At 40.4% G+C, this 12,475-nt stretch carries 13 protein-coding genes; 1 reads left to right on the top strand and 12 read right to left on the bottom strand.

Annotation, left to right across the window (positions count from 1 at the left end; all coding sequences use genetic code 11):
- Positions 1-286: 286 nt before the first annotated feature.
- From catC to HJG58_RS18255, 11 genes are all read right to left on the bottom strand, one after another.
- Positions 287-577, bottom strand: coding sequence for a muconolactone Delta-isomerase (gene catC, locus HJG58_RS18305; RefSeq protein ID WP_086265785.1), 291 nt, complete (start codon positions 575-577; stop codon positions 287-289).
- Positions 578-590: 13 nt separating this feature from the next.
- Positions 591-1,799 (bottom strand): 3-oxoadipyl-CoA thiolase, encoded by a 1,209-nt coding sequence (gene pcaF / locus HJG58_RS18300; RefSeq protein ID WP_170249775.1) that lies wholly within the window; start codon positions 1,797-1,799, stop codon positions 591-593.
- 494 nt (positions 1,800-2,293) lie between these two features.
- Positions 2,294-2,947 carry a 3-oxoacid CoA-transferase subunit B gene (locus tag HJG58_RS18295; protein WP_170249774.1) on the bottom strand — a complete coding sequence of 218 codons (654 nt, stop codon included), beginning with the start codon at positions 2,945-2,947 and terminating at the stop codon, positions 2,294-2,296.
- 18 nt (positions 2,948-2,965) lie between these two features.
- Positions 2,966-3,637: a 3-oxoacid CoA-transferase subunit A gene (locus HJG58_RS18290; protein WP_170249773.1), complete on the bottom strand. Its 672-nt coding sequence runs from the start codon at positions 3,635-3,637 to the stop codon at positions 2,966-2,968.
- An 81-nt stretch (positions 3,638-3,718) separates the two neighbouring features.
- Positions 3,719-4,651, bottom strand: a complete 933-nt coding sequence (locus HJG58_RS18285; protein ID WP_086264950.1) for an alpha/beta fold hydrolase — start codon at positions 4,649-4,651, stop codon at positions 3,719-3,721.
- 63 nt (positions 4,652-4,714) lie between these two features.
- Positions 4,715-5,626, bottom strand: coding sequence for an alpha/beta fold hydrolase (locus HJG58_RS18280; RefSeq protein WP_235823114.1), 912 nt, complete (start codon positions 5,624-5,626; stop codon positions 4,715-4,717).
- A gap of 9 nt (positions 5,627-5,635) precedes the next feature.
- Positions 5,636-6,409 carry a substrate-binding domain-containing protein gene (locus HJG58_RS18275; RefSeq protein ID WP_086264951.1) on the bottom strand — a complete coding sequence of 258 codons (774 nt, stop codon included), beginning with the start codon at positions 6,407-6,409 and terminating at the stop codon, positions 5,636-5,638.
- A gap of 62 nt (positions 6,410-6,471) precedes the next feature.
- Positions 6,472-7,311 carry an amidohydrolase family protein gene (locus tag HJG58_RS18270; RefSeq protein WP_170249772.1) on the bottom strand — a complete coding sequence of 280 codons (840 nt, stop codon included), beginning with the start codon at positions 7,309-7,311 and terminating at the stop codon, positions 6,472-6,474.
- Between the two features lie 79 nt (positions 7,312-7,390).
- Complete coding sequence (locus tag HJG58_RS18265) at positions 7,391-8,209, bottom strand: SDR family NAD(P)-dependent oxidoreductase (protein WP_170249771.1); 819 nt, start codon at positions 8,207-8,209, stop codon at positions 7,391-7,393.
- Between the two features lies 1 nt (position 8,210).
- A complete protein-coding gene (locus HJG58_RS18260) occupies positions 8,211-8,774 on the bottom strand; it encodes a carboxymuconolactone decarboxylase family protein (RefSeq protein WP_170249770.1) in 564 nt (187 codons plus the stop codon).
- Between the two features lie 31 nt (positions 8,775-8,805).
- A complete protein-coding gene (locus HJG58_RS18255) occupies positions 8,806-10,128 on the bottom strand; it encodes a cation:dicarboxylate symporter family transporter (protein ID WP_170249769.1) in 1,323 nt (440 codons plus the stop codon).
- A 417-nt stretch (positions 10,129-10,545) separates the two neighbouring features.
- Between HJG58_RS18255 and HJG58_RS18250 the strand changes: the two genes are divergently transcribed.
- Positions 10,546-11,457 carry a LysR family transcriptional regulator gene (locus tag HJG58_RS18250; RefSeq protein WP_170249768.1) on the top strand — a complete coding sequence of 304 codons (912 nt, stop codon included), beginning with the start codon at positions 10,546-10,548 and terminating at the stop codon, positions 11,455-11,457.
- A 29-nt stretch (positions 11,458-11,486) separates the two neighbouring features.
- On the opposite strand, the gene HJG58_RS18245 is transcribed toward HJG58_RS18250, so the two are convergent.
- Complete coding sequence (locus HJG58_RS18245) at positions 11,487-12,053, bottom strand: TetR/AcrR family transcriptional regulator (protein ID WP_170249767.1); 567 nt, start codon at positions 12,051-12,053, stop codon at positions 11,487-11,489.
- Positions 12,054-12,475: the final 422 nt, after the last annotated feature.

Raw genomic sequence — 12,475 nt, 5'->3', positions numbered from 1 at the left:
GTGAAGTACCTTTTGTAATTATCCTCTGAAGGATAAATGAAAATTAAGTACTTACACAAAATTTAGAACAGTCCCAAGCCATGAGACAACAAATATTCCTACTATCTTTACTTTAGCTTTATATCAATATCTATTTTCTCACTTTAATTTAAGAAATAACTAAATTTAAGAGGTTACAGCCTTATGTACTAAGGCTTTAAGAATGTAACCTTTAAAAAAAGTAAAAAGGTTACAGATTCTTGAAGTTACACATGGATCCTATATAAACAACTATTTAATTCAATTATTAAAAATCACCTTCTCTCACTGAAGATGGATGTCTATTTAAAGGGATCACTTCAATCTTCATGTAAGGATAAAGTGGTAAACCTTGTAATAAATTATGTAGCTCTTCATTGCTTTCAACATCAAAAATACTAATGTTTGCATATTGCCCTGTTATTCTCCATAAATGACGACATTTACCTTGTCTTTGAATTTCTTGAGAATAAGCACGTTCTCTTGCTTTAATATCTTCAATTTCCTGCTCAGTTAAATGGCTAGGTAAAATCACATCTTTTCGTACGTAAAATAGCATTAGTTCTTTCCTTTTAAATAACACGTTCAATAATCAAAGTAATGCCTTGGCCTACACCAATACACATTGAACACAAAGCATAACGGCCACCTGTTTGTTCAAGCTGGTTTAGGGCTGTCGTCACGAGGCGTGCACCTGATGCACCCAGTGGATGACCTAAAGCGATGGCACCACCATTTGGATTTACCTTGTTGCTATCATCTGGCAAACCTAAATCACGGGTCACGGCCAAAGCTTGTGCAGCAAAAGCTTCATTCAGCTCAATTACATCCATCTGATCTAAAGTCAGGTTGGCTTGTTTAAGTAATTTCTTAATCGCTGGTGCCGGAGCAAAACCCATAATACGTGGTTCTACACCCACTGCTGTTGAGGCAATGATCTTGGCACGTGGTTTTAAGTTGTAAGCTTGAACTGCCTCATCAGAAGCAATTAGTAGAGCTGCTGCACCATCATTAATGCCTGAAGCATTCCCCGCAGTGACCGTACCCTCTGCTTTAACTACAGGTTTAAGTTTGCTTAAAGCTTCAAGGGTAGTTGATGTACGTGGATGTTCATCGGTATCAATCACAACAGCATCACCCTTACGCTGAGGGATTTCAACTGCCACGATTTCTTTAGAAAAAAAGCCTTTGGCTTGCGCGCTTGCGGTGCGTTGTTGGCTCACCAAGGCAAACTGGTCCTGATCTGCACGATTGACGTTAAACTGTTCAGCCACGTTTTCGGCAGTCTGGGGCATGGTATCTACACCATACAATTCTTTAAGTTTAGGGTTAATGAAACGCCATCCCATGGTGGTGTCTTCAATCTTCTGGCTACGGCCAAAAGCACTGTCAGACTTACCCATCACATAGGGTGCGCGGCTCATGCTTTCTACACCCCCAGCAATCACCAAATTCGCTTCACCTGCTTTAATGGCACGGGCAGCAATGGCAATGGCATCGAGTGAAGAACCGCACAAACGGTTAATGGTGGTTGCTGGTACTTGATATGGTAAACCTGCAAGCAGTGCTGACATACGACCAACATTACGGTTATCTTCACCGGCTTGGTTGGCACAGCCATAGATCACATCATCGACCTGTTCCCAATCTACATTCGGGTTACGCTGCATGAGTGCTTTAATCGGCACAGCGCCAAGGTCATCGGCACGGACAGGTGCAAGGCCACCGGCATAACGGCCGAATGGAGTACGGATGGCATCGATGATATAAGCATTTTTCATTCTTACATTTCCATTTTGAAATCTGTTGCTGTCATTGCCACATTGTTAGACTTTTCCAGATTTTGCTGGCGATCATCATGGTTACTAAGTTAAAAGTAGTCATGACAGAGTCTTATCGTGTTGAGTCAAATGCCAATAGCTAATTCTTGTCACTTTTTTAAAAAAGTAACCAAAAACCTTTGTTGAACAGAGGAGGCTTCCATGCCTCCCTGTCCAACGGGCGACATCCATGTCGCCTGTCACAATAGCGAATTACGGTAAAATCCAAATTAATAAGCAAGAACCGTATTCAATGAGTTCCATTCAGTGTTTCGCGGTGGCGACATGGATGTCGCCTCGTTGCTCAGCACAACAGGGATGTTGTGTCTGAGTAACAAAGGATTTTTGTTAATTTTTATCCTTAAAAAATAAGGTGTTGCCTATACAAAGGGCTTTCGAAGACCACTATCATTTACAGGCAATGACGGTAGTAGCATTGGCTATGCTGTTTAAACTTACCCTTGAGTCGCATCAATCAAAGTTGCACCTGTTAAAGCCTGTAGCTCATCAAAGCTAAGACCTTCCACTTTCTCAATTACCTTTAAACCATCTTGAGTCACGTCAATCACACACAGGTCGGTGTAAATACGGTCAACACATTTTTTACCCGTCACTGGATAAGTTAGCTCAGCCACAATCTTCGGCTCACCTTGTTTGGTCACATGGTCTGTGGTGATAAATACTTTCTTGGCCCCAACCGCCAAATCCATCGCACCACCAACCGCAGGAATCGCATCCGGTGCTCCCGTGTGCCAGTTGGCCAAGTCACCATTCGCTGCAACCTGAAATGCGCCAAGTACAGCAATATCAAGGTGACCACCACGCATCATTGCAAATGAGTCGCCATGGTGGAAAAAGCTGCCGCCTTCAAGCATGGTCACAAACTCTTTACCCGCATTAATCAGTTCAGGATCTTCTTCACCAGCAGCTGGCGGTGGGCCAAAAGCCAATAAACCATTTTCAGAATGAAGAAAAATATCTTTATCGTTAGGTAAGTAGCTCGCGATCTTGGTCGGTAGGCCAATACCCAAGTTCACATAGGCACCATCTGGAATATCTTGTGCCACACGTTGTGCAATCTGGTCACGGCTGAGTTTCTGGTAGCTCATGTTATTTCTCCTTATTGCTTACTGTGCGGGCTGTACTTGTACAACATGCTGTACAAAAATACCCGGGGTGATGATGTGCTCAGGGTCTAATCCACCTAGCTCTACCACTTCAGAAACCTGAGCAATGGTGACATCAGCAGCCATCGCCATAATCGGGCCAAAATTACGTGCAGATTTACGGTAAACCAGATTGCCCCAGCGGTCGCCCTTGTAAGCTTTAATCAAAGCAAAGTCAGCCTTGATTGGATACTCAAGTACGTAATCTTTACCAGCAATCTCACGGGTCTCTTTACCTTCAGCTAAAAGTGTTCCAAAGCCTGTTGGGGTAAACACAGCGCCTAGGCCCATACCAGCTGCCTGAATACGACATGCCAGATTACCTTGTGGTACCACTTCAAGCTCGACCTTTCCGGCACGGTACAGCTCATCAAACACATAAGAATCTGACTGACGTGGGAAAGAACAGATGACTTTTTTAACTGAACCAGCCTTAAGTAGCTTAGCCAGACCGTAATCGCCATTACCGGCATTGTTACTGACAATAGTCAGGCCTTTAACACCGAGTTCAATAAGACCATCAATGAGTTCAGCGGGTTGTCCTGCGGTACCGAAACCACCAATCAGAATGGTCGCGCCATCTTTAATCTGCGATAGAACCTCGCTAAGTGTGGACTTACTTTTGTCAATCATATGGAAAAGTCTCTTAAAACCGTAATGCACAAAATCGATTAGAAACGAACGTTCCTGAACGTCCGTTTCTTTAAGGAACAACTATGATTTTTTCGCGAATTGTTGTTTAGCAAATTTACCAATGGCATCCGCTAAAGCTTTCGGTTGCTCTGGAACTAATGCATGACCTGCATTTTTAATTTCGACTATCGTCACTCGATCACCTAAGGCACCTTTTAAAACACCTCTTAAAGGTTTAGGCGCGACTGTGTCATATTCTGGTTGAATATCTAAAATTGGTGCTTTGCCAGCAGCAAAATAGTCATCTACAGGAGTGTTATTACGCGCATAACCTTGTGCATCGTGTGCTTCGTGGTGCCAACCAGTTAGCCATACGCGCGGATCATTCATTGGTGCAAAGAATGCACGTTTTAAATATTCAATACGCTTAGCTTCTGGAAGCTCTTCATTTCCAGCATTATCAATCGCTTCACGAATTTCAGGACTAATTGGTTTACCTTTATATCCCTCTGGCACTTTACCTGCGGAAGCACCTGCCAACACCACACCTTTAACCAAATCTGGACGCTGTGTTGCGACCATGCGGGTTGGGAAATTGCCCCATGCATGGCCAACTACAATTGCAGGACCAGCTTTAAAATGTTCGATCACTGCTGCAACATCATTTCCATAATCTTGAATATGCAGTTTTTCCATTGGACCACGGCTTAAACCAATTCCACGAACTTCAGGTCGAATCACTCTAAAGCCTTGTTTAACTAAATCTTGTGCAACTACATCATAGTCACGTACAGAACGTCCTAGTGACGACATAATCACAATGGTTGGCCCCTTACCTTGTACATAAGCTTGAATAGAGACATCACCATACTTTACCATCTCATAAGGCACATTGCTTACCTTAGAGGCAGCTGCCGTATGCGTTGCTGGTGAAACGTTTGTTTGTTTTGCTTCCGTAACCGTTGCTGTGGCTAATAATATTGCTGTAGATAAAATAGCTAAGGTTTTATTCATCTTAATCAACTCCATGTTTTAGATGATTGTGGTTTAAAAATTAAATAAGCAGATTTAAGTCAACTAATTGGCTGAATATACTTGTTTGGAAAATTTGGCTATCGCATTTGCCATCGCTTCTGGTTGTTCTGGTACCATCGCATGACCTGCGTTTTTGATGACCTGTTCAACAACTCGTTCAGGTAAATACTCTTTCATTACATTTTTGACGACAACGGCATCGTACTCTCCTTGTAAATCAAGGATTGGAACCGTTTTCCCACCCGAAAAATACTCATCAATTGGCGTTACAATTCGTGCATGAGCTTCAGCAGCATGGTTTTTTTCATACCAACCGTTTAACCACACATGTGGATCATTCATAGGTGCGAAGAAAGCTTGCTTTAGATATGTGATACGTTGTTCTTGAGGAAGCTTATAATTCCCTGCGTTATCAATTGCATCACGTAAACGCCCATACGGTTTTTCAGTTGAATCTTTAGGTAACTTACCTGCTGAAGCAGCGGCCATGACAATACCGCGAACCAGATCTGGTCGATCAGCAGCAAGCATACGTGCAGGCTGACTTCCCCAGGCATGTCCAACGACTACCACTGGACCAGTTTTTTCAGCATCCAAAACTAAAGCAACATCAGCAGCAAAATCGTGCAGAGTTAAATTCTCTAAAGGCCCTGTACTGCCATTGATGCCTCTAGGTTCAGGACGTATTACCTTAAAGCCTGATTTTGCAAGATAATCTGCAACAACATCAAAATCTCTAGCGCCACGGCTTAACGAAGGCAGTAATACAATTACGGGGCCCTTCCCTTGTACATAGAACTCAATTGAGACATCACCTTGTTGGATCTGCTTTTTATGAACAGAGAAATTTGAAATTAAATTTGCTTGATCCATATTAGATTCAACCTTATCAAGACTTGAGCATCCCATGAGGCTCAATGATGTCGATAAAATTGCAGTTAAGTATTTCTTCATAGTGATTCCTCACTTGCCAATTGGTTCCAAACCACTGTTGGTCAAAATACTTGCTGCTTGTTTAGATTTTAAAAATTGTACAAATTGAGCTGCGATTTCAGGATGTTCAGCTTTTTTAGAAATCACTGATGAAAACTTACTAACGTATTGCAAACTTTCAGGTAAAGGTGCAACAAAGGTAATCCCTTTAGTATGCTTAAGCTCACTAATCTGTTGCATTCCCACATCAGCCTGATGTTCTGCTAACACTTCTCCGACCAGTTTTTTACCTGGAACCTCAAGACCTTTTGTTTGCATTTCCTGTTCAATATTCAATCTTTTGAATAATGTTGAGCGGATATAGACACCACTTGAACCTTGAGAGTAGGCAACTTTTTGGGCTGATAATAAGGCTGCCTTTAAGTCTGCTTCATTTTTTAATGGTGGTACTTTAGTACCTTTACTCACAGCCAAACCAATTTTTGAATTTGCTAATTCAGTACGACTAGATAAGTCAAAATTTTGACTTAATTCATTAGATTTAAGTGCATCATCCAAAATGATAGCCAAGTCCATTTTTTCATTGTTTTTAATTCGCATTGGTAATGATTCAGGAGACTTTCCGGCAGATGGCCCCCATTCGATATGAACCGTATTTCCAGTTAATTTTTCATACATTGGAATAAGAGTATCCATCGCACCATGAAAAGAACCAGATGCAATAACATTTAATTGCGCTGCATGTGCTGGCACGACCATAGCAATTGATAAGCCCATTCCTGAGACTAGTTTTTTTAAACTCATTTTTAACTTCCTTTTAAGTAAAGAAGTATTCAGTCAATGAATACTTCATTGGTTTTAAAACATTAATTTTCTCTGAAATATAAATTTCGTGGATTATCGACAAATACGGCTTGTATTAATTCAGGCGTATCGAGTGCTTTTAATGCAAACTTTAAAAGCTCATCATCATGAGGAACCTCACCTTTTACATTTGGATGAGGCCAATCTGTTCCCCACACCACTCGGTTTGGTGCAAGTTTGATTAACTTCTGAACCCAATTCAGTGAAGCCTCCCAAGTGCTGGCAGGCTGTCCATTCATTGCACGGTCAATTCCGGAAATTTTTAGCCAACGCTTCGGATTCATCATGACTTGTTGCAACTTGATAAAAGTATTTTCTGCATCTTGTGAATCAAGCAAATTAGGTCGTGCCATATGATCAATCACAATATCGACATCTATGTCTTGCCAAGCTTCAATCGCTGGGAAGATATCCTCAATTTTTCCATGTATCTGAATATGAAATCCGAGCTTTGCAACTCGTTCAACCAAACCACGTAATGCTTGCGGATCACGGCTTCCAGGCAAATGCCCCATCATGTTAAAGCGAATGCCACAAATTCCGCCGTGCTTTAATTCAACAAGTTGTTCATCTGTAATATCGTGATCTACTAAAGCAACTCCTCGATAATTAAAGTTACTTTGTTCAATCGCATCTAAAATGATGAAGTTATCTGAACCATAGGCAACAGCTTGAACAAAAACACCGTGTTCAATTCCTAAACTTTTGTGTAATTCAAGCAACTGCTTAAATGTTGCTGGTTCAGGATGATATGCAGCATCTTCAGGTAACGGAAAGCGATCAAAAGGCCCGTATATATGAAAATGGCAATCCCATGAACCTTTTGGCAAATTAAATGACATAGTACTTCCTAAACAAATCTTATTAGGTTCAACAAATATTCCATGTACCTCACATATTTGGAGTTACTCAGAATTCACCTTAATCACAACGTGCAGTCATTCCGCCATCAACCACAATTTCTGTTCCAGTAACAAAACGCGCTTCATCACTTGCAAGAAACAGCGCAGCAAAAGCTGTATCACGCCCATCTCCCATAAAGCCTGCGGGAATTCGTTTTAAACGACTTTCAAGCAATTGATCGACATCACCGCCAGTACGTTGCCCTGCTAAACGAACCTCAACCATCGGGGTATGTAATTGACCAGGCAAGACAGTGTTTACGCGTATTCCTTTAGGGGCATATTCGACAGCAGTCACTTTTGATAATTGAATAATCGCGGCTTTACTTGCGGCATAGGCAACTTGCGGAGCGCCTGTAAAACGGATTCCAGAAGTTGAAGCCGTATTTACAATCGAACCACCGCCTTGTTGCTCCATATATGGAATGGTGTGCTTACAAGTTAAAAATACGCTTTTTAAATTTAAGTCGAGTTGTTTGTTCCAAGCTTCTTCTGATAACGCAACAGCTCCACCAGCAGCAGAACCACCTACGTTATTCACTAAAATATCGACACGACCATATTTCTCTACACAGGCTTCAACCATGGTTTGAACTGACTCACTGTCAGTCACATCACATGCAAAAGGTGTCACTTCACCACCGAAGTTTTGAATACGATTTAAAGTCTCTTGCATTGCATCAATCGAACGATCTACAGCAAAAATTTTTGCCCCTGCTTTTGCAAAAAGTACTGCCGCTGCACGACCATTTCCCCAACCTGGACCAACACAACCGGCACCCGTAATGATTGCAACTTTATCTTTCAAACGTCCTTGAGGATTAATTTCATCAAACATATTAAATTCCTGCTTCTGGGGTGGGTAATTCAGGAGTTACACCTGCTGGGGGTGGAACTTCGAAAACATTAATCGTCATAGAAATAAGGGTGTAATAGCCTGCAATCGCGACTAAATCGATTAATGTATCTATCCCAAGTAGTTGCTCTATTTCTTGATAAGTCTGATCAGCAACCCTTTTGGTCTCGTGAAGTTCACAAATAAACTGATAAATTAATTGTTCGTCCTTATGAATAAATACGGGTTGCTCACCTAAACGAATGGCTTCAATAACGTCTGTACTTAGGCCAGCCTCAATTGCATATGGTTTATGAGCAGCCCATTCATATTCAGCGAGCCAGTGTCTACCCATCAGTAAGATGGCTAACTCACTCAAACGTGGTTCCAAGCAACTGTCATAGCGACAATATTGACCAAGACTTTGTGCCAAATTGGCTAACTTCGGATGGTGCAACCAGATCGCTAAAGGACCTCGCACCCCTTTACGTGGACCGCTTGCAATTGCATCGAATACAACTTGTTGTTCAGCAGTTAAATGTTCTGGGTCTATCGCTTTTAAACGCATGTCTATTCTCGATATAAAGAAGTTGAGATAATTAATGAGATTTATCTAAAACTTGACTTGAGTGATTTGAATCAGAAGCTAATGGCGTCTCTACCAAAGAATCTTTAGCCCGTAGCAAACTACGCTTAGGTCTCTTACCTGTTTGTTTTTCAAAGGCATCAGCATCGAAAGCATTTTCCCAACGAGCGACTGCATAGACCGCAAGTGTGTTGCCAATAATGTTGGTAATTGCCATGATGGTTGCCATAATCCGGTCAACACCAAACAACAGCCCCAAACCACCGAGTGGTAAAGTTTTTACAGACTGTAAGGTCGCCGCCAACTTAATAAAGGCGCCGCCAGCGACAGTAGTTCCACCTTTCGAGGTAAAGCTTAAGATTGCTAATAAAACCAACTGGTCGATTAAGCTCAAAGGTGTGTCAGTTGCTTGTGCAATAAAGCCCACCGCAATTGCCATATATAAAGCTGTGCCATCTAAATTAAAGCTGTAACCTGTAGGCAATACGAACCCGACAACAGCCTCGTCACAACCCGTTTTTTTGAGCTTTTCAATCAGTTTTGGGAAGGCAACTTCACCCGATGCTGTACCGAACACCAAAAGTATTTCGTCGCGAATCACTTTTAAAATGGTGAGAAAAGGTAGGCCAATAATCCATGTCACTGCACCAAGGACAAACACCATAAAGAAGAAGCATGCTGCATAGAAAACACCAATTAATTTCATTAAATAAATGAGTGTTTCACCGCCATAACTACCAATTGCAGCCGACATTGCGCCAAATGCACCGAGCGGAGCAAGTTTCATAATAAAGCCCAGCATCTTGAACAAGATGGTTTGTGCTTCATCAATTCCTTTAACGATCACAGAATCCGGGCCACAACATAAATTAATAGCCATACCCGCTAAAATTGAAACCACCAATACTTGTAGTACATTGCCAGTCGCAAAAGCATCTACGATGGTATGTGGAATCATATTTAAGAAGAAATCAACCGCTGAAAGAGTTGCAGAACCTTTTGCTGCATCAGGTTCGGCTAGGTCGGTTGCATGTAGACCTAAACCGGGCTGCAACACGTTGACAAATACAAAGCCAATGAGCATTGCTACAGTTGTTAGTACTTCAAAATAAATAAGTGATTTAATACCCAAACGGCCCAGCTTTTTCATATCTTTAATATGAGTTAAACCATGAACCAAAGTGAGAAAGATCAAAGGAGCCAAAAGCATTTTGAGTAAAGCAATAAATGCTTGACCTAATGGCTTCATTGCCTTTGCCCATTCGGGGGAGACCAAACCCAAAATAATGGCAGCAATAATTGCAATAATTACCTGCACATGTAGTTTTTTTAACATGTCGAATTCCTATATCGAAACTTTAAAATGCTTGTGCTTGAACACATCCCTGCATTTTTTGGCAAACGAATCCCCTATAAACAACATTCATATGTGTTTAGATTTAAATTTAACGGGGGGTTCAATTGTCTAGCGTGTTTAACTCATCGAAAAGCTAGATTTAAAAGATAATCTGTCATAGAATCAGTCCTTAATCATATTTTCCCAAATAAACCTGATCAATCCTACTTGCTAGACCAGGTTAAAAATCAACAATGATATCAATAACTTTTGATCAAAAAATTGATATATTTTGATAAAGCATCACGTAAATAAGAACCTTATCTATTACTTTCCATACAAGTTCCGTTCATTACGTCTGAATTCATTGTTATATAATCACCATCTTTAAGGAATAGGATTTAGGCACTATCAGATATGAATGAAATTAATATCGAACAAATCGACTTAAATCTTTTGAAGTGCTTTGAAATCCTATATGAAGAGCAGAATGCTTCGCGTGCAGCGGAACGTTTAGGAATTACTCAGTCTGCGGTCAGTGCATCTTTACGACGTCTTAGGGATATTTATCAAGATCCACTTTTTCAACGGACTGGTCGAGGTCTTGCACCCACTACTAAAGCGCATGCTTTGAAACCATTAGTCAGCAATGCTTTAAGTATTTTTAGGGAAACATTGTTGTCACTACCCAATAATCACAATAACCTACAGCAAAGAATTATCACGATTGGTATGTCTGATGATTTTGAAATTGCATTTGCACAAGAAATTATCGAACAGGTTAAATTAAAATTTCCCCACTACAGAATCGTAATTAAACAGACCTATACACATATCATTGCTGAAATGCTGGTAAAGCATAATGTTGATATTGGAGTAACCTCTGGCGGAATCTATTACCATTCTTTGTACCGAGAATTAATGGTTTTAGGTGATTATTCTTGTTTGGTGACTCATCCTGAAGATGCGGTTGAACTAACCTTAGATAAGTTTTTAAGTTTTGAACATTTACTGATTTCAAATACGGGTCAAATCGGGATTGTTGACGAACATTTAACGAAATTAAATAAGACCAGACGGATTTTTGCCTCTACTTCTCACTTTGCTGCTATTCCATGGTTATTAAAAAGAAAAGGAACGGTTTGTACCCTTCCCACCCACGCTGCAAGAAAAATTTCCGAAATTATACCTGCCCTAATTTATACAAAATGTCCAATTTCGATACCAACCTATCCAATGGTACTTTCATGTCGAAAAACATCGCTAAAAGACAAAGCGATTTTGGATGTACAAGAAGTCATTAGGTCAATTATTAATAGTTATAAATAGGATTGTTTTATACATTGGAATTCATTGATTTAAGCACTTGCATTAAACCAACCCCGCAAAAAACAATCCAACACCTTTTCTCGCTCGGTTGTCTCATCCGAGCTTAAAAGCTGAATAATTGCACCTTCGATCATATATAAAAATAATTTGGCATCCTGAAAAGTTGCATCGTTTTTAAGTGTTCTAAGTTGGCTATAAATTTCATTGATGAGCCACGTTCTATATCTCACTGCGGTGATATAGGCTTTTGGATAGGTCAGTTTCGTTTCAAAAATTGCTTTAAATAATAAATAGTACGGCCCTTCTACATCGCTATGTAAGAAATAAAGTTTCTTAAGTGTATCCTTCCCGTTTGTACTTTGATCGTACTCAACCATTGAAACTACTTTTTCTTTTAGCCTCTCTTTTTGCACGATCAAACAGATTTCAATAAATCGCTCTTTAGAATGAAAGTAGTTATAAAAAGTTGCTTTTGGAGTGTGAGACTTTTTCACGATTCGGTCGATGCCCACTATGTGAAATCCGTGATGGTGAAACAAATGAATCGATGTATTAATAATTTGGATCGCACGTGTTGAGAGAACTAAATTTGGCATAGTTTTACCGCTTTAAAATAAATTTTTTGTATATAAACGAGATACTTTTTGGGAGAAAAAAGGCATAGCAAAGCCATAAAGACTGTGCTTGGCACATCTCAAGTTTTATTGTTGATGCAAGTTTTTTGAGCCGTAATGACTTAAAGCCTGAAAACCTAAAGGTCATCAAGCTGCTTTAAATTTTTAAGTTGTGTCGTTATAGCTTTTGGCAAAGGCTGCCAAGAAATTATGAATGTGCAAAGCCAACTCCTTTTTATTGGGAGTTCTGCCAGACATTTATAGAATTATGGTGGCAGAACGGAAGAAGGTTGACAGACTAGTATTATCTCAAACTAGCACACCCGAAGGTGTCCCTCTCCCGTCCTGAACTGCACCCCATAAGTTAGACTTTTTAAACTTATGAGGTGTGCCCTATGCCAGTT

It is taken from the genome of Acinetobacter geminorum (genome assembly GCF_013009345.1).
GTDB classification, from domain to species: domain Bacteria; phylum Pseudomonadota; class Gammaproteobacteria; order Pseudomonadales; family Moraxellaceae; genus Acinetobacter; species Acinetobacter geminorum.
The sequence above is the reverse complement of the archived record's forward strand: the minus strand, read 5'-3'. Positions and strand labels throughout refer to the sequence as shown.

What these genes read in the sequence shown, in the direction of transcription:
- catC (WP_086265785.1), bottom strand. Translation starts at nt 577, where the DNA reads ATGCTATTTTACGTACGAAAAGATGTGATTTTACCTAGCCATTTAACT.
- pcaF (WP_170249775.1), bottom strand. Translation starts at nt 1,799, where the DNA reads ATGAAAAATGCTTATATCATCGATGCCATCCGTACTCCATTCGGCCGT.
- HJG58_RS18295 (WP_170249774.1), bottom strand. Translation starts at nt 2,947, where the DNA reads ATGAGCTACCAGAAACTCAGCCGTGACCAGATTGCACAACGTGTGGCA.
- HJG58_RS18290 (WP_170249773.1), bottom strand. Translation starts at nt 3,637, where the DNA reads ATGATTGACAAAAGTAAGTCCACACTTAGCGAGGTTCTATCGCAGATT.
- HJG58_RS18285 (WP_086264950.1), bottom strand. Translation starts at nt 4,651, where the DNA reads ATGAATAAAACCTTAGCTATTTTATCTACAGCAATATTATTAGCCACA.
- HJG58_RS18280 (WP_235823114.1), bottom strand. Translation starts at nt 5,626, where the DNA reads ATGAAGAAATACTTAACTGCAATTTTATCGACATCATTGAGCCTCATG.
- HJG58_RS18275 (WP_086264951.1), bottom strand. Translation starts at nt 6,409, where the DNA reads ATGAGTTTAAAAAAACTAGTCTCAGGAATGGGCTTATCAATTGCTATG.
- HJG58_RS18270 (WP_170249772.1), bottom strand. Translation starts at nt 7,311, where the DNA reads ATGTCATTTAATTTGCCAAAAGGTTCATGGGATTGCCATTTTCATATA.
- HJG58_RS18265 (WP_170249771.1), bottom strand. Translation starts at nt 8,209, where the DNA reads ATGTTTGATGAAATTAATCCTCAAGGACGTTTGAAAGATAAAGTTGCA.
- HJG58_RS18260 (WP_170249770.1), bottom strand. Translation starts at nt 8,774, where the DNA reads ATGCGTTTAAAAGCGATAGACCCAGAACATTTAACTGCTGAACAACAA.
- HJG58_RS18255 (WP_170249769.1), bottom strand. Translation starts at nt 10,128, where the DNA reads ATGTTAAAAAAACTACATGTGCAGGTAATTATTGCAATTATTGCTGCC.
- HJG58_RS18250 (WP_170249768.1), top strand. Translation starts at nt 10,546, where the DNA reads ATGAATGAAATTAATATCGAACAAATCGACTTAAATCTTTTGAAGTGC.
- HJG58_RS18245 (WP_170249767.1), bottom strand. Translation starts at nt 12,053, where the DNA reads ATGCCAAATTTAGTTCTCTCAACACGTGCGATCCAAATTATTAATACA.